The sequence below is a fragment of the Flavobacterium riviphilum genome (genome assembly GCF_055231795.1).
The window spans coordinates 61,542-85,559 of the sequence record NZ_JBUYSY010000013.1 but is presented as its reverse complement, the minus strand read 5'-3'; the positions used below and the strand labels follow the sequence as shown (position 1 = coordinate 85,559).

At 32.3% G+C, this 24,018-nt stretch carries 27 protein-coding genes; 18 read left to right on the top strand and 9 right to left on the bottom strand.

Annotated elements, in window-relative coordinates:
• The 7 genes from ACZIX2_RS11625 to ACZIX2_RS11595 form a co-directional block, all read left to right on the top strand.
• A partial coding sequence (locus tag ACZIX2_RS11625) for a DnaJ C-terminal domain-containing protein (RefSeq protein ID WP_463340258.1) occupies positions 1-415 on the top strand: 415 nt, incomplete at its 5' end.
• 27 nt (positions 416-442) lie between these two features.
• Positions 443-736 (top strand): chaperone modulator CbpM, encoded by a 294-nt coding sequence (locus ACZIX2_RS11620; RefSeq protein ID WP_463340257.1) that lies wholly within the window; start codon positions 443-445, stop codon positions 734-736.
• A 91-nt stretch (positions 737-827) separates the two neighbouring features.
• On the top strand, positions 828-1,610 hold the full coding sequence (locus tag ACZIX2_RS11615) for an MlaE family ABC transporter permease (RefSeq protein ID WP_463340256.1): 783 nt from the start codon (positions 828-830) through the stop codon (positions 1,608-1,610).
• A gap of 17 nt (positions 1,611-1,627) precedes the next feature.
• Positions 1,628-2,365, top strand: coding sequence for an ABC transporter ATP-binding protein (locus ACZIX2_RS11610; RefSeq protein WP_463340255.1), 738 nt, complete (start codon positions 1,628-1,630; stop codon positions 2,363-2,365).
• A 7-nt stretch (positions 2,366-2,372) separates the two neighbouring features.
• The gene (locus tag ACZIX2_RS11605; RefSeq protein WP_463340254.1) at positions 2,373-3,341 is read left to right on the top strand and encodes an MlaD family protein; all 969 of its coding nucleotides are present in this window, start codon (positions 2,373-2,375) and stop codon (positions 3,339-3,341) included.
• A 336-nt stretch (positions 3,342-3,677) separates the two neighbouring features.
• Entirely contained in the window at positions 3,678-6,383 is a 2,706-nt protein-coding gene (locus ACZIX2_RS11600; RefSeq protein WP_463340253.1) for a phosphoenolpyruvate carboxylase, read from the top strand.
• A 107-nt stretch (positions 6,384-6,490) separates the two neighbouring features.
• A complete protein-coding gene (locus ACZIX2_RS11595) occupies positions 6,491-6,970 on the top strand; it encodes a DinB family protein (protein WP_463340252.1) in 480 nt (159 codons plus the stop codon).
• A 34-nt stretch (positions 6,971-7,004) separates the two neighbouring features.
• On the opposite strand, the gene ACZIX2_RS11590 is transcribed toward ACZIX2_RS11595, so the two are convergent.
• A complete protein-coding gene (locus ACZIX2_RS11590) occupies positions 7,005-7,952 on the bottom strand; it encodes an NAD(P)H-dependent flavin oxidoreductase (RefSeq protein WP_463340251.1) in 948 nt (315 codons plus the stop codon).
• Between the two features lie 352 nt (positions 7,953-8,304).
• On the opposite strand from ACZIX2_RS11590, the gene ACZIX2_RS11585 reads away from it, so the two are divergent.
• The gene (locus ACZIX2_RS11585; protein ID WP_463340250.1) at positions 8,305-9,024 is read left to right on the top strand and encodes a DUF547 domain-containing protein; all 720 of its coding nucleotides are present in this window, start codon (positions 8,305-8,307) and stop codon (positions 9,022-9,024) included.
• Positions 9,025-9,269: 245 nt separating this feature from the next.
• Here the strand turns inward: ACZIX2_RS11585 and ACZIX2_RS11580 are convergent, their stop codons facing one another.
• Positions 9,270-10,331 carry an outer membrane beta-barrel protein gene (locus tag ACZIX2_RS11580; RefSeq protein WP_463340249.1) on the bottom strand — a complete coding sequence of 354 codons (1,062 nt, stop codon included), beginning with the start codon at positions 10,329-10,331 and terminating at the stop codon, positions 9,270-9,272.
• Between the two features lie 981 nt (positions 10,332-11,312).
• Here ACZIX2_RS11580 and can point away from each other — a divergent pair.
• Both can and ACZIX2_RS11570 read left to right on the top strand, forming a co-directional pair.
• Positions 11,313-11,948 (top strand): carbonate dehydratase, encoded by a 636-nt coding sequence (gene can / locus ACZIX2_RS11575; protein WP_463340248.1) that lies wholly within the window; start codon positions 11,313-11,315, stop codon positions 11,946-11,948.
• Between the two features lie 127 nt (positions 11,949-12,075).
• A complete protein-coding gene (locus ACZIX2_RS11570; RefSeq protein ID WP_463340247.1) occupies positions 12,076-12,528 on the top strand; it encodes an N-acetyltransferase family protein in 453 nt (150 codons plus the stop codon).
• 23 nt (positions 12,529-12,551) lie between these two features.
• Here the strand turns inward: ACZIX2_RS11570 and ACZIX2_RS11565 are convergent, their stop codons facing one another.
• The 3 genes from ACZIX2_RS11565 to ACZIX2_RS11555 are packed head-to-tail and all read right to left on the bottom strand — an operon-like array spanning position 12,552 to position 14,004.
• Positions 12,552-13,028, bottom strand: a complete 477-nt coding sequence (locus ACZIX2_RS11565; protein WP_463340246.1) for a copper resistance protein NlpE — start codon at positions 13,026-13,028, stop codon at positions 12,552-12,554.
• 12 nt (positions 13,029-13,040) lie between these two features.
• Positions 13,041-13,556, bottom strand: coding sequence for a DUF4251 domain-containing protein (locus ACZIX2_RS11560; protein ID WP_463340245.1), 516 nt, complete (start codon positions 13,554-13,556; stop codon positions 13,041-13,043).
• Between the two features lie 16 nt (positions 13,557-13,572).
• The gene (locus ACZIX2_RS11555) at positions 13,573-14,004 is read right to left on the bottom strand and encodes an META domain-containing protein (protein ID WP_463340244.1); all 432 of its coding nucleotides are present in this window, start codon (positions 14,002-14,004) and stop codon (positions 13,573-13,575) included.
• Positions 14,005-14,197: 193 nt separating this feature from the next.
• On the opposite strand from ACZIX2_RS11555, the gene ACZIX2_RS11550 reads away from it, so the two are divergent.
• From ACZIX2_RS11550 to ACZIX2_RS11540, 3 genes are all read left to right on the top strand, one after another.
• Positions 14,198-14,722, top strand: a complete 525-nt coding sequence (locus tag ACZIX2_RS11550) for a hypothetical protein (RefSeq protein WP_463340243.1) — start codon at positions 14,198-14,200, stop codon at positions 14,720-14,722.
• Positions 14,723-14,832: 110 nt separating this feature from the next.
• A complete protein-coding gene (locus ACZIX2_RS11545) occupies positions 14,833-15,603 on the top strand; it encodes a superoxide dismutase (protein WP_463340242.1) in 771 nt (256 codons plus the stop codon).
• 177 nt (positions 15,604-15,780) lie between these two features.
• Complete coding sequence (locus ACZIX2_RS11540) at positions 15,781-16,983, top strand: LETM1-related biofilm-associated protein (RefSeq protein WP_463340241.1); 1,203 nt, start codon at positions 15,781-15,783, stop codon at positions 16,981-16,983.
• A 48-nt stretch (positions 16,984-17,031) separates the two neighbouring features.
• Here the strand turns inward: ACZIX2_RS11540 and ACZIX2_RS11535 are convergent, their stop codons facing one another.
• On the bottom strand, positions 17,032-17,502 hold the full coding sequence (locus ACZIX2_RS11535) for a Dps family protein (protein WP_463340240.1): 471 nt from the start codon (positions 17,500-17,502) through the stop codon (positions 17,032-17,034).
• A gap of 106 nt (positions 17,503-17,608) precedes the next feature.
• Here ACZIX2_RS11535 and ACZIX2_RS11530 point away from each other — a divergent pair, with 106 nt between their 5' ends.
• Complete coding sequence (locus tag ACZIX2_RS11530) at positions 17,609-18,550, top strand: LysR substrate-binding domain-containing protein (protein WP_463340239.1); 942 nt, start codon at positions 17,609-17,611, stop codon at positions 18,548-18,550.
• Between the two features lie 33 nt (positions 18,551-18,583).
• On the opposite strand, the gene ACZIX2_RS11525 is transcribed toward ACZIX2_RS11530, so the two are convergent.
• Both ACZIX2_RS11525 and mnmC2 read right to left on the bottom strand, forming a co-directional pair.
• Positions 18,584-18,781, bottom strand: coding sequence for a hypothetical protein (locus ACZIX2_RS11525; protein WP_463340238.1), 198 nt, complete (start codon positions 18,779-18,781; stop codon positions 18,584-18,586).
• A gap of 132 nt (positions 18,782-18,913) precedes the next feature.
• Entirely contained in the window at positions 18,914-19,582 is a 669-nt protein-coding gene (gene mnmC2 / locus ACZIX2_RS11520; RefSeq protein ID WP_463340237.1) for a tRNA (5-methylaminomethyl-2-thiouridine)(34)-methyltransferase MnmC2, read from the bottom strand.
• Positions 19,583-19,878: 296 nt separating this feature from the next.
• Here mnmC2 and ACZIX2_RS11515 point away from each other — a divergent pair, with 296 nt between their 5' ends.
• Complete coding sequence (locus tag ACZIX2_RS11515) at positions 19,879-20,949, top strand: branched-chain amino acid aminotransferase (protein WP_463340236.1); 1,071 nt, start codon at positions 19,879-19,881, stop codon at positions 20,947-20,949.
• Between the two features lie 99 nt (positions 20,950-21,048).
• Here ACZIX2_RS11515 and ACZIX2_RS11510 read toward each other — a convergent pair whose 3' ends face one another.
• Positions 21,049-21,441, bottom strand: coding sequence for a pyrophosphohydrolase domain-containing protein (locus ACZIX2_RS11510; protein ID WP_463340235.1), 393 nt, complete (start codon positions 21,439-21,441; stop codon positions 21,049-21,051).
• A gap of 388 nt (positions 21,442-21,829) precedes the next feature.
• Here ACZIX2_RS11510 and ACZIX2_RS11505 point away from each other — a divergent pair, with 388 nt between their 5' ends.
• The 3 genes from ACZIX2_RS11505 to ACZIX2_RS11495 all read left to right on the top strand — a co-directional run bounded on the left by ACZIX2_RS11505 (position 21,830) and on the right by ACZIX2_RS11495 (position 24,001).
• Positions 21,830-22,948: an SRPBCC family protein gene (locus ACZIX2_RS11505; protein ID WP_463340234.1), complete on the top strand. Its 1,119-nt coding sequence runs from the start codon at positions 21,830-21,832 to the stop codon at positions 22,946-22,948.
• A 64-nt stretch (positions 22,949-23,012) separates the two neighbouring features.
• On the top strand, positions 23,013-23,555 hold the full coding sequence (locus ACZIX2_RS11500) for an RNA polymerase sigma factor (RefSeq protein ID WP_463340233.1): 543 nt from the start codon (positions 23,013-23,015) through the stop codon (positions 23,553-23,555).
• A 32-nt stretch (positions 23,556-23,587) separates the two neighbouring features.
• Positions 23,588-24,001, top strand: a complete 414-nt coding sequence (locus ACZIX2_RS11495) for a hypothetical protein (RefSeq protein WP_463340232.1) — start codon at positions 23,588-23,590, stop codon at positions 23,999-24,001.
• Positions 24,002-24,018 lie beyond the last annotated feature (17 nt).

Genomic DNA, 24,018 nt, shown 5'->3' with positions numbered 1-24,018 from the left:
CATACCAGCGGGGGTTGAAAATGGGCAAATTATCAAAATTCTGGGACAAGGTGGAATGGGGATCAACGGCGGACCAAATGGTGATTTATACCTCACGTTTCATATCAACAATCACCCAGTTTTTAAAAGAGATCATCAAAACTTATATTCCACTTCCAACATTGATTTGTACACCGCAATTCTTGGTGGTGAGGTTATGGTGACAACTTTTGATGGAAAAGCAAAAGTAACCATCAAACCAGGCACCCAAAATGGAACTAAAGTTAAACTAAAAGGGAAAGGTTTTCCGGTGTATAAAAAGGAAGGAGAATTTGGCGATTTATTTGTTACCATTAATGTGCTTTTGCCTACACAATTAACTCCGAAAGAAAAAGAATTATTTTCAACTTTAGCCAAGCTAAAAATGCAACAGTAGTAGGTTTTCAATTTAATAATTTTAAAAATGAATATAGAAAATTGGATTTTATTGCAAAACCTTGGTAAACATTACCAATTAGAGCTTAATTTTTTCTTACAACTTCAAGATTTGGGGTTAATTGAAATAGAAATAATTGAGCAGGATCAGTATATTCATGAATCCCATTTATTGGAATTGGAACGCATCATTCGTTTACATCATGAGTTTGAGTTAAATCCTGAAGGCTTAGACATTATCATACATCTTTTACAAAAAATAGAAAAATTGCAAAAAGAGTTGCTGTACACTCAGAACAAATTGCGCAGATATGAAAGTTAAATCCGCGCAACATTTTGACCATACCAGATAGATAATCAATACTTTATCCTTATATTTGAGTAGAATTCTTCTACAAAAATTCTAAATTAGGATGCAAAGTATTTATAAAATCATAGCGCTACTTAAAAGCTTTTTATACGAAATTGGCGATTTATCCCAATTTGCCTCTCGCTTTTTCAAGGAATCAATCAAAAAACCATTTGAATTTAAAGAATTTCTCAGACAATGTTATAATATGGGGAATCGTTCATTGCTTTTAGTTGGAGTTACAGGTTTCATCATCGGTCTTGTTTTTACTCTTCAATCAAGACCAACATTAGAACAATTTGGTGCTACATCTTGGATTCCTGCAATGGTTAGCGTTTCTATAATTAGAGAAATTGGTCCCATAATTACTGCATTAATTTGTGCTGGAAGAATTGGTTCCGGAATTGGTGCTGAATTAGGTTCTATGCGAGTGACAGAACAAATAGACGCTATGGAAGTATCAGGAACAAATCCATTTAAATACTTAGTCGTCACACGGATTTTAGCCACCACATTAATGTTGCCCATATTAATCTTTATTGGTGATGCCGTTGGACTCCTAGGTTCCTTTTTGGTAGAAAATATAAAAGGCGATGTTTCCTTGTTGCTATATCTAACACAAGTCTTTAATCATTTAGAATTTATTGATGTATTACCGGCCACGGTCAAATCCTTTTTCTTTGGGTTTGCCATAGGATTGGTAGGCTGTTTTAAAGGATATTATTGCAAAAAAGGTACTGCTGGCGTAGGGCTAGCCGCCAATTCGGCTGTGGTATTTTCATCGATGTTGTTGTTTATCATCGACTTCATCGCTGTATTTGTTTCCAATGTATTTTATGAATTATAATATTTAAATGTTGGGCCATGGATCAAAAACCTATTGTTGTTATCAAAGATTTGAAGAAAAGCTATGGAACTAATACGGTTTTGAACGGATTTAATCTTGAATTATATCAAGGTGAAAATCTAGTGGTAATGGGAAAATCTGGTTCAGGAAAATCCGTAATGATCAAATGTTTAATCGGATTAGAAGATGCCGATGAAGGAAGAATTGAGGTAATGAATCAAGATATTGGAAAACTTAAAGGTGAAGCGCTTGATGAATTGAGAACCGAAGTTGGATTTCTATTTCAAGGCAGTGCACTATATGATTCCATGTCGGTAAGAGAAAACCTTGAATTTCCCTTAAGAAGGCATACAAAAAAATTTGGGACACTAGAGGACACTACTCCCTTAGTCATGGAAGCATTAGAAAGCGTTGGTCTAGCCAATACCATCAACTTAATGCCCAATGAACTCTCAGGTGGCATGAAACGAAGAATAGCGTTGGCAAGAACATTAATTTTAAAACCCAAAATCATTCTTTATGACGAACCAACTACCGGGCTTGACCCTATAACGTCTAAAGAAATTTTACTATTAATGATTTCTGTTCAAAAAAAATACAACACCTCGGCAATTATCATTACTCATGATGTAGATTGTGCCCGTATGATAGCCAACCGTATGATATTATTAATTGATGGAATCAATTATATTGAAGGGACCTTTCAAGAATTATCTTCTTCAAAAGACCCGAAAGTACAAGCATTCTTTAAATAAATAAGCCATGGAAAAATCAGAATCAGAAAAAATAAAACTGGGCCTATTAGTGCTCACCGGGTTGACACTTTTTGTTATGGCTATCTACTTTATTGGCAACAAACAGAAGATGTTTGGAAACACAGAACACATTACTGCAGTTTTTAGCAATGTTAACGGCTTACAACTTGGAGACAATGTTCGATATTCTGGCATCAACATTGGTACTGTTAGAGGAATTGAAATGATAAATGACACAACTATCAATGTAGACTTATTAATAGACCAATCCATGTTGCCTCATATTAAGAAAAATGCAATGGCTAGTATTGGTTCTGATGGTCTAGTAGGTAGCAAAGTAATAAACATAAGTCCTGGAAAAGGAAATTTTCCGGCACTAGAAAAAGGCGACATCATACAATCTGTTGCGTTTATAAGAACAGATGATATGATGAATACCCTAAATGTAACAAACAAGAACGCTGCCTTGTTAACCACTGATTTACTCAAAATCACTAAAGAAATCAACCAAGGAAAAGGCTCCATTGGCACCTTATTACATGATACCCTAATGGCCTCCAATATGAAACAAACGCTGCAGCATCTCAACACCACTAGCAAAGGCACACAAGAACTTGTTTTTAGTCTTAACAAAACCGTTAAATCCTTAGAAAATAAAAACAACCTCATCGGATTAATCAATGACCCTATAACTTCACAAAAAGTAAAATCTATTATTTCGAATTTAGAAAAATCAAGTCAAGAAATTCAACAAGTAATAACCAACCTAAACGGAACCATCTCCAATGCAAAAAATGGCAAGGGTGCAATCAATTATTTGTCTAACGACCCCCAATTGGTAAAAAAAATAGATTCTACTATCACCAACATCAACCAAGCAAGTTTGTTATTAAATCAAGATCTAGAAGCCTTAAAACATAGTTTTTTGTTACGAGGCTACTTTAAAAAGCAAAAAAAGGCCGAAATAAAGCATTAAATATCAGTTCACAATCGTTTATTATTCACTAAAAAAACAATCAAAAACTGATACTCCAATATAAAAGCAAGTGTTATTTATAATGGAAAAAAATTATCAAAACTAAAACGTTTTAGTTTATTTTATAAGGCTTTACGAGCCAAAATCACCATTTTTTTTAGAAATTCTTAATAATAAACCGATTTGCTTTTAGTAAATTTGAGGAATTAATATTTACATAAAGTTCGTTGTTTTCTTTTCAAATTTGTTTTTGAAATGACTTTCATACTCAACATGGATATTTCATTTTCTAAAGAAATCAACTCACTTTATAAACTATGTTGAAAAAAAATACATATGGACACAAAAAATTCCCCATTCCAAAAAATCTTTGAGGATAGAAAATTCATTATTGATTGTTACACCGAAATGTTAACTCGCATTAATGAAGATGAAATTGTTGCACTGATAAACAACACATCAAATGGTCTTGAATTAAAAGATAAAGAGTTAAACAGCGACAAAACTATTCAATCATTAAGCATTTACTTTCAATTAATTACTTTGGTTGAAGAAAATGCCGCCACCCAATACCGCAGAAAATTAGAAAGTCAGGATAAAATGACTCACATTAGAGGTTCTTGGGCAGAAACCTTCAGCATATGGAAAAATGCTAAAATCGATGAAGAGGAAATGCTTAAAGCCATTTCAGAAACTACTGTTTTACCTGTACTTACCGCCCATCCAACGGAAGCAAAACGTGTAACTGTTATTGAAATACACCGCGAATTGTATTTGCTTTTAGTTCAAAAAGAAAATACCTCTTTAAGCAAAATTGAGCAAAATAATATCAGAGAAAAAATTGTAAACCTCATTGAGAGATGGTGGCGTACTGGCGAAATTTATCTTGAAAAACCAGACATTAAAGATGAAAGAGCCAATGCTTTGTATTATTTAAGTAAAGTATTCCCAGAAGTACTACAAAAAAGTGACCAAGAAATTAAAAGTTCATGGACTGAATTGGGATTAAATAGAGAAAAAATCAACAACCCTGATCATTTCCCTAAATACAATTTTGGAAGCTGGGTAGGTGGAGATCGCGATGGACATCCTTTTGTTACTCCTTCCATTACAAAAGAAACCCTATTAATTCACAGAAAAACTGCCCTTGATCTTATTAAAGAAGGTTTAGTAAATTTAGCCAAAAAGTTATCAATTTCAGCTATTTCTAACCCAGTGCCCTACGCATTAACAGAGGCTATTGAAAACAAAGTAAAAGCCCTAGGAAAAGCTGGACAAGAAGCAGTTCAACGCAACCAATACGAACCTTGGAGACAATATGTCAACTTGATGTTGTGTGAATTAGAAAACACCATTACAGGTAATATAGCCGAATCTACCTTCTATTACAAATCCAGCAGAGAACTACAAAATGATTTAAAACTTTTAAGAGAAGTTTTGATTCAACATGGTTTGAAAGGATTTGCATTCGATTTATTATTCCCAATTGAAAGAACCGTACAATGCTTTGGTTTTCACTTAGCCAAACTGGATGTAAGACAAAACAGTACCTTCCATGACAAGGCCGTTTCTCAAATTTTGAAATCTATTGGAAGAGAAGATTATGATTTTGAAAATTGGTCTGAAGAAAAACGTGTAGCTTGTTTGAACGAACTTTTAGAAAACAATGCCATCATAACAGACGTTACTGTATCATATGGTCCAGAAGCCGATAATGTTTTAGATTGCTATCGAGTAGTAAGACAACACATCAATCAATTTGGGGCTGACGGAATTGGTTCTTTCATCATCAGTATGACCCGAAATTTGAGCGATTTATTAGTGGCTTATTTCTTAATGAGAGAAACCCAATTACTCAATACTAGCATTAAAGTTGTCCCATTATTAGAAACCATCGAAGATCTTCATAATGGCCCTGAAATTCTTGACTTATTTTTAAACCACCCTATTACCAAACAACGTGGGCAAAAATTGATTAAAAAACAAGAAGTTATGCTAGGTTATAGCGATAGTAACAAAGACGGCGGAACTATTGCTAGTAAATGGAACCTCTTTAAAGCAGAAACCGAACTCTCTGAAGTAGGCAGAAAAAACAATGTTGAAATATACTATTTCCACGGAACGGGAGGTACTATCAGTAGAGGAGGCGGTAAATACCACCGCTTTTTAGAAAGTATGCCAGAAAACACTGTAAGTGGAACAATTAAAATTACAGTACAAGGAGAATCGGTTGCGCAACTATTTGGAAATCCAATGACGGCAAAATACAATTTAAATGCTTTGTCTTCAGGGGTAGCACGACATGTCATTAACAACAATAAAGGCACAAGTTCTTTCAAAGCTCCTACCGCTACATTGGACTACTTGGCTCAAAAATCATTTGAACATTACAGAGATTTGATTGATACTCCTGGTTTTATCAATTTCTACGGCAAAGCTACTTGTATTGACGTATTAGAAAAAAGCAAAATTGGTTCTAGACCAGCACGAAGAACAGGTACTCGAACATTGAACGACTTACGTGCTATTCCATGGGTATTCAGCTGGAACTTATCAAGAATTACACTTACTGGTTGGTATGGATTAGGAGCTGCCCTCAAAGCTTTAAAAGAGGAAAAACCTGCTGAATTCAATGAACTAAAAGCCATTGCAAACAGTTGGAGTTTTATTAAATACTTAATGATTCAAACCGAAACGAATCTTATTTTGTCTGATCTTGAAATCATGAAGCGTTATGCTGAATTAGATGAAGATAAAGCAGAAAAAGAATTGTTCATGAATAAAATCCTTACTGATTATCAAAACGGCTTCCAAATGATTGAAGAATTGTTTGACGAACCCGCTGCTAGCAGAAGAGACAATCAATATGATAATTTAAAATGGAGAAATGATAAATTAGTAACATTACACCATTTACATATTAAGTATTTAAGTTTATGGCGCACTATGGACGACGAAAACAGTCTTGAACGCGATAAAATCCTAAACAAACTACTTAGTTTGACCAATGCCATTTCTAGTGGATTGAAAAACACAGGTTGATTCTTATTCAATTGTAGAAGTAATTCATCATAAACCCAAAAAACTAACCTTGACTTCATTAAGTCAGGTTAGTTTTTTTTTTTACTATTTTAGTAAAAAACAAAAGTATGTCGTTAACAAAATCAATTGCTTCACGCCTAGATGAAGTATTATTAAGCGGAAAATGGATAGCTAATACCAATTTCAAGCACCAATTAAAAGATGTTACTTGGCAACAAGCAACTTTTCAAATTGACAACCTCAACACCATTGCTTTACTAACTTATCACATCAACTATTACATTTCAGGAATCTTAGAGGCAATAGAAACCAACGAACTAACCATTCGTGATCAATATAGTTTTAACTTACCTCCTATTTCTTCCAAAACAGCATGGGAAAATTTGGTGGAACAATTCCAATCCAATTCAGAAAAAATAATAGCAACCATTGAAAAAATGGAAGATTCAATATTAGAAAAACCATTTTTCGATGAAAAATATGGCAACTATGCGAGAAATTTCGAAGGGCTAATAGAACATGCTTATTATCATCTTGGTCAAATAAGCCTGCTCAAAAAAATGATTATCGAACAATCTCATGATTAATCATTAATAAAAAAACAATATCCTCTTATTAATTTCAAGAAACCAACCGTTTCACAATTTCTTGAACCGGCAATATGGCTTTTGTCTCTTCAATACTAGGGCCAGCAACCCAAACGGTTTTATAAGTTGCTTGTGTGGCGGCTTTTTCTGTTGCTCTCATCCCTATATAGAAACGTATCATTTTGACCCATTTTTTCAAACTTTTATTTTTATTCAGAACCGATTCTAACCAAGTTTGTTTTGTTCCAATTTTCTGAACATAAGGCGTATTAATTACCGTACAAGGCGTTCCAGAAATTCTTTCAGTCATTACTATATCCTTGGCACCATAATCGACACAGGCTTGTTTGTATTCTTGAGAAACTCCCGCTTCAAAGGAAGCTATAAACGGACTCCCAACAGAAACCCCAACTGCTCCGTGGCGCAACATTATATCCAATTCCGATTTTTTACTAACCCCTCCTGCAGAAATAACCGGCAATGACGTATTATCATTCAACAATTTAATCAATGCTTCCGGAGCAATATTGCCTCTATGACCACCTGCTAAATTATTTACTGCAATTAAAGCATCGGCACCTAAACTTTCAACTTTTTTCGCAAAGGCTAAATCGGTAACATCACAAAATACTTTAATTTGATGTTGGTGAGCTTTTTCGATGGTTTCTGCCGGTGACCCCAAAGAAGTAATGATAAAGTCAACACCTTCCTCACAGAGAATACGAAGTTGTTCTTTGTATTTGACATTCGATTTATTTACAATCAAATTATATCCAAAACTTCCACCAGGAACTTTATGTGTTTTCAACTCTTGAATGGACGCCTTTAACTCGTCCAGCGTTCGATAATTTAAAGCAGGAATACATACGGCAATGCCACTTTTCATTCCTTCAATTGCCATGGCTGTATTGGAAACTAGAAACATCGGTGCCATTATTACCGGATGGGTAATTTTCAAAAGTGATTGTAAATTTTCTTTCATAGTGTAAGTAGCTATATTTTGATTTTTGATACTATTTTGATGCCACAGACCTAACAACTAGCACCAAAAAAGGGTCTTTGAAATTCTTCTTCAAAAATTTCATTCCTTTAAAATCTTTTATTATTACTTCAAAAATAGTAAAAAGGTTCTTACTATTATGCATGCATAATAAATAGATTGCTAACAATGTAAAAACAAGCGAACTTAAACTAAGAAACATCCTACTATTTTATAATAAAGATTGTTTAAAAAAATTAACTTTTATTTATAGTTTTATGAAAAATATTAGTTTATTTGTTGCTTTAACAAAAGAGTTTACTAATCAAAACAACCTCTTTAAACACAATGTTTTATGAAAAAAAAATTACTATTCTTTTCGTTATTTATCTTAACTAGTGTTTGCAAAGCACAAACCATAACAGATTTTTTTGAACAAACCAATGAATTTCTAAAAAAGAATGTTACCGCTGAAGGTAAAGTGAATTACACTCAACTAAAGAAAAGTCCCGGTGAACTTATTTACATATTAGATAATATTTCAAAATTAAAAACGGATTTCAAAACCAAAGAAGAAGCAAAGGCTTTTTGGATTAATGCCTATAATTTATTAGTGATTCGTTCGGTAATAGAAAAAATGCCAATTGTTTCAGTTAACACTATTCCAGGTTTTTTTAATGAAAGATCATTTATTGTAGCCAAACAAGAACTCACCTTAGACGATATCGAAAATACAATTTTAAGGGAAATAATTGCCGATGCTGGTGTGCATTTTGTTCTTTGTAAAGGCACCAACGGAGACGCTCCGCTTCTTAATGCAGCTTACAATCCTGAAAAAGTAAACGAACAAATCAAACAACAGGCGCGTTTGTACATCAATAGCAAAGATTTCTATAAAATCTACAAAAACACCAACTCTATTGAACTTCCTAAAATGTTTGAAACCTACAAAAATGATTTTGTTACTGGATATTTTAACGAGATCGATTTTATAAACATTTTTCTTGAAAAGAAAGTTGATACCACTCAAAAAGTCATTACTAGAGCTTACGATTGGTCATTAAACAATCTTTAATTTAAGTCGCATAAAAAGAGAACAATCAAACCCCAAAACTATGGGCCGTTTGATTGTTTTTTTTTTGCCTTATTTTTTCCACCTAAAAGAAAACACACAACCTCCTTCTCATTTTTTTTATTGCTTAAAACCTAGTAGTTTTTACCCCAAAACAAAAAACACCACTTACCAATATAATATTGACAAGCAGTGTTTTGTATACACAAATAGTGCAAAAAAAAAAAAAAAAAAAAAATAGAATCAAATTAGAAAGAATAGGTTGTAGCAAACAATATATTCCCTGCCGAACCTGTTACACTTCCATTTTTCTTGGAAAAAATATCTTTTGAAGATGCATCTAACCTTACCTCTGGAATAAATGTAAAGTTCCCTTCTTTAAAATTTAAGGATAAGGTATTGGCCACAATCGAATTGTCTATTTCATTGTATTTTAACCCGTCTTGATCATCAAAATATTCTATTCGGTATGCCATGGATAACTTATCAGTAAATGCATAATTTGCATAACCTACCAAAGCAAACCATTTAGCACTATCAGAGGTGATATCATCTTTCAAACGAACAAGAGTCGCATTAAAGCCCAAACCAAACGCATCACTTACTTTTTTAGACACCACCAAATCATACTGACTGGTATCTACTACAGAAGTAGGATTACTGCTGCCAGAAGTATAATTAAAATATACCGCACCCGTCTCTCCTGTGTACGATACCTGCGCTAGAAAACTTTTTTGATCTGTTCCACTATCTAAAGCTGATTTAAAATCTGTTGGATTTGAGATTCCGGCCATCAATCCGAATTTTCCAATAGTATATTGTGCTTTGATTCCAGTATTAAAAAAGGGGCCATTAGTAAAAGCATAAGACATACTGTAATTTTTATTATCTACAGCATCCAAAAGCTCATACCCTACATGGGTACCAAAACTCCCTAAAATAACTTTGAATTTATCTGAAAATTCATAGGTAAAATTTAATTGCTTGATTAAAAAGGTGGCACCACGATTAATTGCCTTCTCATTATACGAAAACTCGGCCGCTCTGTTACCAAAACCCAAATCCACAAAAACAGAGGCCTTTCCAAACTTATGTGATGCTTCAATAGACGCCATACCTAGTTCAAAGGAATCACTAGAATTTGTGAAACTGGTTTTGTTGTTACTGGTTTTGTTGGCAAAATCATATTTGAAATACGCATCGGCCGATCCTGCAAAAGTAGTTGCCGGAGAGGCTGGCGTTTCTTGGGCTTGCACAATCATGGATTGAATAAAAAGGAAAACTATTAATTGTAATACATTATTTTTCATAAATTAAAACTTTGGTTAATGGAATAGTTCTTGAAATTAGGAAATAACAAAGTGCACTTTTAAGAAGAAATTTCCTTTTATTAACTTCTTTTGTTATTGACGAAATTATCATCTTTTTGTATAAAAACTCAAAAAAACGAACACTTTTTCCCTTTTTTATTGAAGAATTACGAAATCAGAAATCATTTGAAATAAATATGTTAATTTATCATTTTTCAGAAATTATTTTATCGATTTCACAACCATTTTAAAAGCAAAAACACACAAAAAATAATCTTACCCCCTTTTTAAAAGGAAGTTACTACTATATTTTTTACCATTAAACAATTTTCACCCTATTTTTTTAAAGGGGTGTTTATTTAAATTTACATTTTAATTAACACCCACCCCCTATATAACACAAACAAAATATTTCACAGTAAAAAATTCAACATACAGTTTGTTAAAATTGTTCATAATACTTTTCTACCTCAATGTCCTTGGAAACTCTAAAATTTTCTGTATACATTTACAAGTATGAAGAAGACGCTAAAAGGCATAATAATAACACAGTGATTTCCTCCGCTTTTAATAATAAAAAATTACATTACCCAACAGAAACTATACAATTAATTAGAAGTTTAAAAATCCTTTATAAAAAACACATGTAGATTACGATATGCGATACTTTTCTCGAGCTCTTTAAAAGAAAAACATATCAAACAATAGAATACTTATTTTTTATTTCTTTGCACAGTGTTGAGTGATTTAGAGAAGAAAAAACCATACAATAGCAAAAACGCAGTACCTTTTTCATAAAAAAACTTTAAAAAAATAGAAGTTTAAAAAAAAACATCAAACTTTTTAGTTTTTTTACAAAACATTATTTTGCCACTGCTCAAAAAATCGAAACACAAAACTGACTAATTAGACAAATACAACCAAATTACATCTATTCTAAAACACCAATAAGAATCTTTTCTACAAACAAACACAAAAATTATGAGTGATTTTTATCAAAAAATAATAGACAACAACAAAGACTGGGTCGAAAAAATGATTGCCGATGATGCCGAATATTTCAAAGACTTAGCCAAAGGTCAAAATCCTCCTCTATTATGGATAGGCTGTGCCGATAGTCGTGTGCCAGCCAATGAAATTATCGGAGCCAAACCTGGTGAAGTTTTTGTACACCGAAATATTGCCAACATGGTAGTTCATACCGACATGAACATGCTAAGTGTGCTTGATTATGCTGTAAACATACTTAAAGTCCAACACGTAATTGTTTGTGGGCATTATGGATGTGGGGGAATCAAAGCCGCTATGAGCAACAATTCTTTTGGATTGATTGACAATTGGATACGCCACATAAAAGATATTTATCGTTTTCACAAAGACTATTTAGATTCATTCGAGGATAAAGAAGAACGATTCAATGCCTTTGTCGAAGTTAACATCAAAGAACAAGTCTATGATTTAGCCAAAACATCTATTGTTCAAAATGCTTGGAGAAATGGGCAAGATCTAACGGTACATGGATGGGTTTATGGATTAAATTCTGGATACATCACTGACCTACAAGTCAACATCAAATCAAACAGCGAATTAAACGAAGTTTATCAACTCAAATTTTAACAAGCTATAATCATTACAAACAAAAAGAGGTACAATAAACATATGTACCTCTTTTTTATATGTAAAAAATTGTATTAGTCAAATAAAAAGTTTATTTTTATTTCAACAACATCAAAATCAACTAGTTATGATACGAAAAGCTACTTTAGAAGATTTAGATGCATTGACTGTAATGTTCAACCAATATCTTTTGTTTTACAAAAAGACAGCTGATATAGACGAGCAAAAGAAATATCTATATGAACGCTTAAGCAATCAAGAAGCTGTTGTGTTTTTAGCATTTGATTCTCACCATACACCGGTTGGTTTCGCCTTACTGTATATTACGTTCTCTTCTTTATTACTGAATAAGATTGTGATTCTGAATGATCTATTTGTCGATAGTACCATTCGAAAAAATGGATTTGCCAAAAAACTAATTGAAGAAACAAAAAACTATGCAAGAGAGATAAATTCTCCCATTATTCGATTAAGAACAGCAAAAAACAATTTTACTGCTCAAGCTTTATATCAAAAAATGGGATTTGCACGAGATGAACATTTATACGGCTATGATTTGACGTTAAAAAACAATCAATAACACCCATTTTAAAAAAGCAATTGTTATTTCATTTTCTCTAAAATGTAATTAGAAGCCAATTTCCCTTCGATTGCATTACCTTTAGCATCTAGTTGTATCAAATAATTTTCGCCAACTTTATACTTAAATGAATCGCCAATGGAATGATTCAGTTGAATTACTGATCCGGTTTCATCCCAAGAGAACACTCCTTTAGCCTCTTTCACTTTTGAGGTATTTTTTCCTAAATAGTTGGTTTTTAACACATATGTTTTGTCTTTCTTTAGAGTCAACTCGGTATCAACACCTTTACAATCCTCACAAGGCAAAATCCCTTTATAAGTACCATCCCAATCCAAGGAAGTTTCTGAATTGTCATGAATAGCTAATGTATCCAAAGGCACACCTGCTACTGAATCAGCTTGGATTTCAACCAAATTACTAGAATCCTCTGTTGATTTATGCTGGCATCCAATACTCAGAAACCCCATCAAACCAATAATAAAAAAAAGACTGCGCATCTCAATATGGTTTTACTTAGTATCTATAGGAAAAATTGACCCCGTATAGGATATCGCATTCCTATTGTTACTATTAATTACTAAATTGGCTGTACCGTTAACATAGACCGTTAATTGAATTTTGTAGCTATCATTTAACCCTTTAACATTGGTTTTGATAACATATTCCTTTTTCTTCTTCACCTGTGAATAATTCTCGGCTGCTCCTTCAAACTTCAAACCTCCCCCGCTTCCATAAGGCAAACTTCCTGTAACTCTTCCAAAATAAGGCATATCACAAAAAACAGAATCTTTTGTAAACTTTATAAAATTGGGATTGGTAATCAATTCTATACTGTGATAACCTAAAGGAAAAGCACGATCTGCTTTGTACACAAACTCTTTTCCAGCAACAAGCGCTTCAATCTGCTGTGCTTTTTGTTGTTTTTGAATAGCTCTTCGTTCACTTTTAGGCTTTTCCTGACTGTAACCGATAAAAAAACCTAAAAATAAAGCCCATAAAACACTTTTCTTAATAAGTTTTCGCATGACATTTCTATTAATGTTATTTTTTGATAAAACGCATCAACACGACTCCATTTCCAGAAAGAGACAACTCTTTGCCATTATCAGCTATGGCATAACTATCAATTTTCTCCAACATTTTCATATATATGGCCTCGCCATCTCCAGGACAAGCCATTAAAGAAACCGCCATTTTTGAATCGACAAATGAAATTGAAGAGCCTTTTACATGTAAGGTCCCGTTGTATACATTACAACTGTTTTTACCAAAAACTTTATGGCCTTCGGTATCAAAATTGATAGTAGGTTTTTGGTCCGGATACAAGCCTTGGAAAGCAATTCGAGGACCACTAATATAATTAAGCTCCCATTCGCCGTTTAATTTCGCCGATGTGTTTACGGTTTTTTTACTACTATTACAGGCTGACATTATTAGAACTATACAAGTCGAAATCAAGCTAATTTTTTTCATATTAAATATATTTGGGATTAAAAAAACAATGATACCATTCAAAATGAGGATCGTTTTAAATCAATACAATTTAAGAACACCATCATTTCGTTGGTTTGTTGTTATAAAATTACTAAAATCATACCAAAGAAATGATTTCGCATCGTTTTTTAATTAATTTTAATATCGATTTAAGAAATAAAACGAATACATAATGAAAATATTAGGAATTGGTTCAAGAATTGAACACGAAAAACTAGGCAAAGGCGTAATAACAAATGTAACATCTACACATTATTGGATCACTTTTATAGATTCAGGTCTTGAAACTATAGCATTGGATGATCCTATCACAATAATCGAAGCTACCGAAAATGAAGTGGACACAATTAGTTTTTATGAAGTTGAAACTACTTTGAAAAAAATGCTGCAAAAATGGTCCGATATAACCGAAATCGTTCCAATTGCAGATAAATGGAAAGGCGGTAAAATGATTTTAGAACCCGGACAAGCGGGAATGGCTTCAAAAGAAATTCCAATAGATACTTTCTTTCATAAAATCATCATGCTAAGAGACCGATTACGTGTTATGGAGCAAAAAATCAATTCGAGTAAATTAGAAGAAATTGAAAAAATTGAACTTCAACAATATTTAACCCGAATTTATGGAACTTTAACTACCTTTAATGTGTTATTTAAATCTACTTCCCATAATTTTGTTGGAGAAAAATCAAAATAAAATCCAAAAAATAGATTCTACTGTAAGATCTCTTTTAAATAAAAACTCATTTTTAAACAGTCATAAATAACTAAAACAAGTATAGTGTACCGTTCTTAAAACCATATCTTATGAAAAACACTCCAAGCCGCCGAGAATTCATCAAAAAATCAGGATTATTTTCCACCGGAATTTTTATTGGCAACTCCCTATTCAATTTCAGTTTTGCAAACCCAAAAATCGAAAATGAAACACTAAAAGAAGAAAAGAACGTTTTAAATCAAGAAAATTTTACCTTACCCAAACTTTCCTATGCTTATGACGCTCTTGAGCCACATATTGATAAGTTAACTATGGAAATTCACCACACCAAGCACCACCAAGCGTATGTTAACAATCTCAATAAAGCGTTAGAAACGCTTGAAAAGTCATTACTCGAGAAAGCAACTAGTTTGAATTCTATATTTCAAAACATGAATCAATTTCCCGAAGCCGTTAGAAATAACGGAGGCGGACATTACAATCATTCCCTGTTTTGGACGTTAATGAAACCAAATGGAGGAGGACAACCCAAAGGAAAATTGGGCGAGGCCATAGTGAATACTTTTGGCTCATTCGAAGCATTCAAAAAAGAATTTGCAGATGCTGCTAGCAAAAGATTTGGTTCGGGCTGGGCATGGTTAGTCTTATCCAATGGTAAACTAGTTATCACTTCCACTCCAAATCAAGACAACCCTCTTATGAACTTACCGACTATTGTATCAAAAGGGAAACCAATTTTAGCACTTGATGTATGGGAACATGCCTATTACTTAAAAAATCAAAATCGACGAGCGGATTATATTGCTTCATTTTGGAATGTAGTCAACTGGGACACAGCCGAAAGCTTGTTCGCTTCATAAACCATTAATGTCTACAAACTCATAGACTTTAATACGAATAGTAAAGTAGTATAAGTCTATGAGTTTGATTTATCTGTCTCAATTTTCATAGTATTTTGATAAACAAAAAACAAAAAACTTTAAATTGAAATAACATTGTTTTTTTCAAATAGTCTAGATTTGCATTTTATTTCTACTATGATTAACCCTTCAATTCCAGGTTGGATAGACAAATTTTTTATTGAGCAACCTTTTTCTGAGCAAATTAGCTCCGAGAACTCAACTTCTTTTTATCTCAAGACAAGAAAAACTGGATTTATATTTGGCCACATCATAGATTTCAACACGCCGCTTCCTATTGATAGTAGCAAATGGTTTAAAGAAGAAATTTCAAAAGTAGCTTTATTAAACACTCTATTTCAGGTATACTGTCTCACTGAAAAAAATCCTTCCGCTTCAGATTTCATTAGTAAAACATTAGATTTTTACGACCAAATGAGTCCTCAAGGATTTAATTTTTTTAAAAAAATATTACCCAAAAACAAAAAATCAATATCGTTAGAAGGTATTATTGACGAAAGAGTACAAACTAATGATGGAATTATTAATAAAAACTTCTCACATCTAGTAACCAACGCCTTGTTGTTTATAGACGTTTTGGCTTTTAATCAATTCCTTAAACAAGGGGAATTACCAGAGAAATACTTAAAAAAAATTGAAGAGACTGTAGTAAATATAGTAGCCTTAGCACTTAAAACTAAAACCAATAAAACACAATACGACAATTTACTAATCAAATTATTTGAGGCATCGGTACGGTATACAAAGTTTTCCAAAAAAGTCAATTTGTCTTTAGATTTGTTACAATTGGATTATTTTACAGATGATTTAGAAAAAAAATACCTAATTGACATAGCTGGAATGGCACTTTGGAGTGATGAGAAAATCGAAAAAGAAGAAGCCTACTTCTTGTATGCTCTGGGAGAAATTTTAAACGAAGACGATCATTTTGTTACCAATTCTATAATAGAAATTGACCGGTTTATCGCGAAACATAAAAAAGAAATTCCATACTTCAACTATTCTAATCCTGTAAAACACTTTTATGATCAAACCACTGAAAGTGTTACAACATTACTCACTCGAAATAAAAATAGACTGGTAAAAGAAATTCTGGAAAGCAAAGAATTAATGATTCTTTTGGCGCGATCTACTCGCAGAGAATTAGACGAAAAAGAGAAGAAAAAAATCAGAAAACAGATTTTAGATATCTGCAAAACAATTCCTTCGTTGACTATTTTCTTATTACCTGGAGGAAGTTTACTATTACCAATTTTAATAAAATTCATTCCTACCCTTTTACCATCATCATTTAATGAAAACCTTGACCATGATGATTAAAAAAAACCGGAATTTACAGAATTCCGGTTTTTCTTTCAGTTGTAAGGATTATGACAACCAAGCTTGCATCATCCAAATTGTTTTTTCTTGTTCAACGATAAAATCGCTCATCATAGAAGTTGTCCCTTCATCGTTACTTTCAGCAGCGTGAGACAATATTCTTCTCTCAATTACCAACAAATTAGACAAGGCATTTACAATTAACTGAATGGCTTTTTCGTCATTAGATACATTTTTACCTATCTCTAAATGATTGTGTTGCAAGTAATCTTCAAAAGTATGCAAAGGGGTACCTCCCAACGTTAAAACGCGTTCTGCAATTAAATCAATTTTTACTTGAGAATCGTTATATAATTCTTCAAATTTGAGGTGCAAATCAAAGAAACGTTTCCCTCTGATGTTCCAATGCATTCCACGCAAATTTTGATAATATATTTGAAAATTAGACAACAAAACATTCAATTCATTTACCGTTTTTTCAGTCTCAACAACTGACAATCCAATTGTGTTTAATTCCATTTGTATCTGTATTTAGGATGAAATGCAAATTTACCGAATTATTTAAAAAGAAACTCCCATAAATTAAATTGATTGTTTTTATATTTACATCAAATAAAAATATATAATGACAATTACACAGCTTAAATATGTTTTAGCAGTTGCTGAACACAAAAATTTTACCCTCGCGGCCGAAAAATGTTATGTTACTCAACCTACTTTGAGTATGCAAATTCAAAAGATTGAAGAAGAATTAAATATTCAAATTTTTGACAGAAGTAAAAAACCAATCCAACTTACTGATATTGGACAAAAAATAGTTAATCAAGCAAAAAATATTGTAAACGAAGCCGATCGTATACAAGACATTGTAGAACAACAAAAAGGATACATTGGTGGCGAATTCAAACTAGGTATAATTCCAACAATCATGCCTACTTTACTACCTATGTTTTTGAATAATTTCATTAAAAAATACCCAAAAATTCGATTAATCATCGAAGAACTCAATACCGCTGAAATTATTTCTAAACTTAATAATGGTCACTTGGATGCTGCAATTGCTGCTACACCATTAGAAGAAGAAAAAATCAAAGAAATCCCTTTATATTACGAACCTTTTGTTGCTTATATCCCCGAAGGTCACCAACATTTTTCTAAAAAGGAAATTAAAATTGAAGATTTGAATATCGACGAAATCCTTTTACTTCAAGACGGACATTGTTTTAGAGATGGTATATTGAATTTATGTAAAAATCGTTCATCCAAAGATGGTAATCCATTTACCATTGAAAGTGGCAGTTTTGAAACATTAATCAAACTGGCCGATGAAGGGCTAGGCACTACTTTGCTACCCTATTTGCACACCCTCGATTTAAAAGAAAAAGACAAGACAAAACTCAAACATTTCGAAGAGCCGAAACCTGCAAGAGAAATTAGCTTAATATATCCAAAAAACGAATTAAAAATTCAAATTATAGAAGCGTTACGTACTACCATTGCTGGGGTAATAAAAGGCGCTATAGTTTTTCATAATGTAGAGATTATAAGCCCATTACAAAAAAAATAACAACAAAAAAGAGGAACCAATTGGTTCCTCTTTCTATTTTTCAACTATAAGTAAACAGTGTTTTAGCTCGGGTTTTGAATCTGTAAAATCGAATAACCATTCTTTTAATTGTTCTAATTCGTATGGCAATAAAGTTCGAATGGCTTTCTCTAATTCTTTACAAAATAAAATAGGATCAAAACTCACTCTTTCAAGGACCGATTTGGTATAATCAAACATTATTTTAGACATAGTAAAATAAGATTTTGGGGTTATCTTGGAGTAAATTTAAAAAGATAATTTTAAAAAACTACCATAATTAACTTATATTTATTTGTTTCTTCACATAACGAAACCCACTTTAACATCGTTTTCGTAGGGTTTTCAAGGAGTTGCTTTAGTTGCACGAAACATTTCTCTTTTACCAGGCGGACCAGGTAATTTTTCCACTTTAAATCCTGCTTCAATCATACTTCTTTTGATGACTCCCCTAGCTGCATAGGTTACCAAAACGCCATTCTTTTTGAGTGCCTTATACATTTTTTGAAAGATAGAAGTGCTCCATAAATCGGGTTGCACCCTATATCCAAAGGCATCAAAATATATTAAATTGTATTGATTGACATCGGTAATTTCTTGAAAAAACTGTCTCCGCTTGGTTAATGTAAAATAATCGGATAATGAAACCTTGTCCTCCCAAGCACAAGTATGCATCGTTTGAAAAACATCTTTAAACATCGGAGCTTTTAATTCCTCTACATAATTCATCTTGCTCACTTCCTCAAATGCTACTGGATAAGCTTCAACACCAACATAAGAAATATCTTGTTTTCGCTCTTGGGCTTCCAAAAAAGTAATAAATGCATTAAGACCTGTCCCGAAACCAATCTCTAAAATTGAAATCGGTGCACTATCAAATAAAGTAAATCCATTTTTTATAAACACATGTTTGGCTTCTTGTATTGCACCATGTTTGGAATGATAACATTCGTCCCAATCTTCAATTTGGATAGTAGTAGAGCCGTCGGAAGTAGTTAAAATAGTTCGTTTCAAAACATCAAATTATTGATTTTACAGGCATCTATACCCATGAATATTACAAATTTAGGGAATACTTAAATTGCTTAATAAAAAAATAAGTAGAAATAATTGTATTTTTCCTATAAAAAAGCAGTATTCAAAACCTATTTTTGAAAAATAGATAAATCTCATATTTTCATCACAACTATTAGTTTTTTCTCATCAATAATAGGCTTTTTTATTTAATTTTGTAAAAATTAAAAAAGTGGGAACTTTCGAAGTTTTCACCGTTTTTTTTCTATTAAATTTAAAAAAAATCACCAATTATCATGAGTACAGCTCTATCTGCAATTTCTATAACAAAAGCCACTACTTCAAAAATTAATGATGTAGATTTTGATCATTTAAATTTTGGTGCTGTTTTTACGGATCACTTAATGGAATGTGATTATAAAAATGGACAATGGCAACAACCAATTATAAAACCTTATCAGCCATTTTTACTAGATCCTTCTGCAAAAGTTTTTCATTATGGTCAAGCCATTTTTGAGGGAATGAAAGCCTACAAAGATGAAAACAATGAATTATGGCTTTTTAGACCTGATGAAAATTTCAAGCGCTTTAACAATTCAGCTATTCGTATGGCAATGCCCGAAATCCCAGAAGAAATCTTCATGAATGGGCTAAAAGAATTATTAAAACTTGATGAAGCATGGGTAAAAAAAGGAATTGGTAATACCATGTATATTCGTCCGTTTATGATTGCTACTGGAGATGGTGTAGTAGCCAATCCTTCTAGCGAGTATAAATTCATGATTATTCTATCTCCTGCAAAATCTTATTATTCTGGTGAAGTAAAAGTATTAATCGCAGAACACTATAGTAGAGCGGCAAATGGAGGAATTGGTGCTGCCAAAGCAGCGGGTAATTATGCCGCACAGTTTTACCCAACCAATTTAGCTAACAAAGAAGGCTTTCAACAAGTAATATGGACAGATGACGCTACCCATACCAAACTAGAAGAAGCGGGTACAATGAACGTTTTTTTCCGTATTAATGACACTTTGTTAACCGCACCAGTTAGCGAAAGAATTTTAGATGGAGTGACAAGAAAAAGTTTGATTGACCTTGCAACCAAAGAAGGTATCCAAGTAGAAGTTCGCCCAGTTTTAGTAGATGAATTGGTAGATGCGGCTAAAAATGGTACCTTAAAAGAAATATTTGGCGCTGGAACAGCTGCAGTTGTTAATCCTATTAAAGGGTTTTCGTATAAAGAAACATACTATGAAATCCCAACAACTGAAAATTCATATGCTCAATTATTAAAAAGCAAGCTAACTAACATTCAACATAAAATCGACAACGACCCATTTGGATGGACTGTTAAAATCGAAAAATAAAAAGTTACCTTGAAATAAATAAAGAGAACTCACAAATACATTAGTATTATGAGTTCTCTTTTATTTTGAATAAGTTGCTATTCCAAAAAAAGAAACCTATTATTTTTCAATTTGAAACAATTTTGAAAAATCGGGTTTAAAATAGTTTGGCCCTTTTAACACTTTTCCATCTTCTCTATAAATTGGTTTTCCATCCTCCCCCAATTTACTCATATTACTTTTTTGAATTTCATCAAAAACAGCTTCTATATGATGCTGCAACCCATGTTCAATAATAGTCCCACACAAGATATACATCATATCCCCTAACGCATCAGCAATTTCTACAATGTCATTATTAGCCACAGCTTCTAAATATTCTTCGTTTTCTTCCTTCATCAAATTGTAACGCAATAAATGTTTCTCACCACCTAAATTGGCATGTGGTTGTTCTTTGTGTCCAATAGCAAAAGCAGTATGAAACTCTTTTACCGCTTGAATTTGTTTTTGCATAAATATTCAGTATTAAATGAAGAAGCAAATTAGTAATTATTCTTAATCAATTCTTTAAATTTGCGAAAAAATAAAAACACTATGTTTAGTCAAGGACAAATACTATTTGGAGTACTTTTCGCAATTGCTTTCATCACAGCTATCGTCATAGCTTATAGAAAAGATGCCAATCTTCACAAAATTTTTTACAAAGGAAACTACAAAATCTTATTGGGTTTTTTACTTTTTATCGGCCTTTTATTCTTAATAAAAATCTTTTTAAAACATTAAGATAAAACACCATTAGAGCATTCAGTATTGTTTTTTTCTTTTGTAAAAGCGCACTCAAAAAAGTAATCTCTACCTTATATATTTTTTTTATCTTTACAAAAGTTTATTCCTAAATATCATGCAAATTCTAAAATATCTCTTTCTTCTATTTCTGTTAAGTTGTGTAGCTACTACTATTTTTATTGCAACCCAAAAAGGAGATTTTGAAATTGAAAGGAGTAAAGTCATTAATGCCCCAAAAAACACTGTTTTCCATTACATCAATGATTTAGAAAATTGGCCAAATTTCAACAAAGGAATGATTGATGACCCTAATTTAAAAATAACGTATTCTACAAACACTACTGGAAATGGTGCTTCATGCGTTTGGTCTGGGGTAGATGGTTCGGGAGACATTCAAACAATAAGAACCAAAAACAACGAAAGCATTACTCAAAAAGTAAACAATAACGGAACCAAATCAGAAGTTTCATGGCAGTTCAAAGATACTGTTGGTGGCACTAAGGTTACATGGAAAACCAAAGGAAAACTAAGTTTTGAATTAAAGTTTTATGCTGTTTTAAAAGGTGGTGTTGAAAAAAACATAGGTAAGGTTTTCGAGGAAAGCCTTATTAATCTAGACAAGATACTTGATTATGAAACCAACACCTATTCAGTAAAAAATGAAGGCGAGGTAACCAAAACAGCCACCTATTACCTAAGTCAAACCTTTAGCAGCAAAGTAACTAATATTGCTAAAAACAGTAAAATCGTGTTTAGCAAAATATTAGACTATTGTTCCAAAAATGGTATTGCAACTTACGGAAAACCATTCCTCATGGTTCATCTTTTTGACAAAACTCACGAAACGGCAAAAATTACGTTTTGCATACCCGTGCATAACGAAATACTTGTAGGGCCTGAAACAGGAATTAAATCAGGAAAACTAGAATCTTTTCCTGCCATCAAAACAATTCTAAAAGGAGATTATTCACATATCAACCAGGCTTTATCCGAAACAAACGCCTATTTTACCAAGAAAGCGATTATCAAAGACCCAAAATTCTCTCATCTAGAAGTATACACAATTGGGCGAAATGAAATCAAACAACCTTCAAAGTGGGTTACCACAATTTACTCCCCAATACTAAAGAAAACTACACCTCAAAATTTAGTTCTTCCTAATCCAACGAAAAAACAAACTAAAACAGAAGTTGTCATTCCTGAAGAAACCGAAGAAGACCAATTGGACTTTTAATTTTTTTTTGTATCTAATTAAACCTTTTGCCATAATGCTATTCTAAAACACAAATCGTGAAAACTTGCAAGAAGAAAAAGCATTTATACAGCAATTACTAGATCCAAAAACGCAAAACAAAGCGTTTGAAATCTTATTGAAAGAATATCAAAAGCCCTTATATCATCACATCCGTAATATAGTCCTTCAACATGATGATGCAGATGATGTTTTGCAAAATACGTTTATAAAAGTTTTTCGCTACTTAAAAGATTTTAAAGGAGAAAGCAAATTGTTTTCCTGGATGTACAGAATTGCTACAAACGAAGCTTTGACGTTTTTAAAACAAAAAGCAAATGAAAAAAAAATTAGCACACAAGAACTCCAAGAAAAAATTATACAAAACTTAGAAGCTGACACCTATTTTGAAGGAAACGAAATGCAATTGCTTTTACAAAAAGCAATACTTCTCTTGCCAGAAAAACAACAATTAATATTTAAAATGAAGTATTTTGAAGAACTAAAGTACGAAGAAATTTCCGAAATTCTTGGCACATCAGTGGGAGGTTTAAAAGCATCCTATCATCATGCAGTAAAAAAAATAGAAAATTATATAACATCCCATTAAACCATCCTGTTGTATTACAATCTAAGATACAAATGAAAACATTCAAACTAGATAACACCCCAAAAATCAACTCGGGCTTTATAGCTCCGGATAAGTATTTTGATGATTTACCTTCAAAAGTTATCAATCAATTACCAAATGTGAATCCTAAAGTAATTAGTCTGCCTTGGTATAAAGAAAAAAAAATAATTGGTATTGCGGCTTCTATAATTATTACCCTATCAGTTGCCATCTTTTGGTATTACCAAACAACTACCAATACCCTCGCTGCAGAAAATATTGAAAATTATTTAGCTTATCAATCCAATATTACGCAATACGAACTAATCAACGAATTAAGCTATACTGATCTCAACGCGCTAAACGAAACAATACCATTAAACAACAGTGATTTGGAAGAACACTTGCTAAAAGGAAGCGATATAGAATACTTAATTATTGAATAACATTGATAAACAAAACT

Coding starts and splice junctions, on each gene's coding strand:
- ACZIX2_RS11495 (WP_463340232.1), top strand. CDS start 23,588: ATGAAAACATTCAAACTAGATAACACCCCAAAAATCAACTCGGGCTTT.
- ACZIX2_RS11610 (WP_463340255.1), top strand. CDS start 1,628: ATGGATCAAAAACCTATTGTTGTTATCAAAGATTTGAAGAAAAGCTAT.
- ACZIX2_RS11585 (WP_463340250.1), top strand. CDS start 8,305: ATGAAAAAAAAATTACTATTCTTTTCGTTATTTATCTTAACTAGTGTT.
- ACZIX2_RS11550 (WP_463340243.1), top strand. CDS start 14,198: ATGAAAATATTAGGAATTGGTTCAAGAATTGAACACGAAAAACTAGGC.
- ACZIX2_RS11580 (WP_463340249.1), bottom strand. CDS start 10,331: ATGAAAAATAATGTATTACAATTAATAGTTTTCCTTTTTATTCAATCC.
- ACZIX2_RS11540 (WP_463340241.1), top strand. CDS start 15,781: ATGATTAACCCTTCAATTCCAGGTTGGATAGACAAATTTTTTATTGAG.
- ACZIX2_RS11560 (WP_463340245.1), bottom strand. CDS start 13,556: ATGCGAAAACTTATTAAGAAAAGTGTTTTATGGGCTTTATTTTTAGGT.
- ACZIX2_RS11565 (WP_463340246.1), bottom strand. CDS start 13,028: ATGCGCAGTCTTTTTTTTATTATTGGTTTGATGGGGTTTCTGAGTATT.
- ACZIX2_RS11600 (WP_463340253.1), top strand. CDS start 3,678: ATGGACACAAAAAATTCCCCATTCCAAAAAATCTTTGAGGATAGAAAA.
- ACZIX2_RS11570 (WP_463340247.1), top strand. CDS start 12,076: ATGATACGAAAAGCTACTTTAGAAGATTTAGATGCATTGACTGTAATG.
- ACZIX2_RS11620 (WP_463340257.1), top strand. CDS start 443: ATGAATATAGAAAATTGGATTTTATTGCAAAACCTTGGTAAACATTAC.
- ACZIX2_RS11525 (WP_463340238.1), bottom strand. CDS start 18,781: ATGTCTAAAATAATGTTTGATTATACCAAATCGGTCCTTGAAAGAGTG.
- ACZIX2_RS11530 (WP_463340239.1), top strand. CDS start 17,609: ATGACAATTACACAGCTTAAATATGTTTTAGCAGTTGCTGAACACAAA.
- ACZIX2_RS11515 (WP_463340236.1), top strand. CDS start 19,879: ATGAGTACAGCTCTATCTGCAATTTCTATAACAAAAGCCACTACTTCA.
- ACZIX2_RS11595 (WP_463340252.1), top strand. CDS start 6,491: ATGTCGTTAACAAAATCAATTGCTTCACGCCTAGATGAAGTATTATTA.
- ACZIX2_RS11615 (WP_463340256.1), top strand. CDS start 828: ATGCAAAGTATTTATAAAATCATAGCGCTACTTAAAAGCTTTTTATAC.
- ACZIX2_RS11605 (WP_463340254.1), top strand. CDS start 2,373: ATGGAAAAATCAGAATCAGAAAAAATAAAACTGGGCCTATTAGTGCTC.
- ACZIX2_RS11505 (WP_463340234.1), top strand. CDS start 21,830: ATGCAAATTCTAAAATATCTCTTTCTTCTATTTCTGTTAAGTTGTGTA.
- ACZIX2_RS11590 (WP_463340251.1), bottom strand. CDS start 7,952: ATGAAAGAAAATTTACAATCACTTTTGAAAATTACCCATCCGGTAATA.
- can (WP_463340248.1), top strand. CDS start 11,313: ATGAGTGATTTTTATCAAAAAATAATAGACAACAACAAAGACTGGGTC.
- ACZIX2_RS11555 (WP_463340244.1), bottom strand. CDS start 14,004: ATGAAAAAAATTAGCTTGATTTCGACTTGTATAGTTCTAATAATGTCA.
- ACZIX2_RS11535 (WP_463340240.1), bottom strand. CDS start 17,502: ATGGAATTAAACACAATTGGATTGTCAGTTGTTGAGACTGAAAAAACG.
- ACZIX2_RS11545 (WP_463340242.1), top strand. CDS start 14,833: ATGAAAAACACTCCAAGCCGCCGAGAATTCATCAAAAAATCAGGATTA.
- ACZIX2_RS11510 (WP_463340235.1), bottom strand. CDS start 21,441: ATGCAAAAACAAATTCAAGCGGTAAAAGAGTTTCATACTGCTTTTGCT.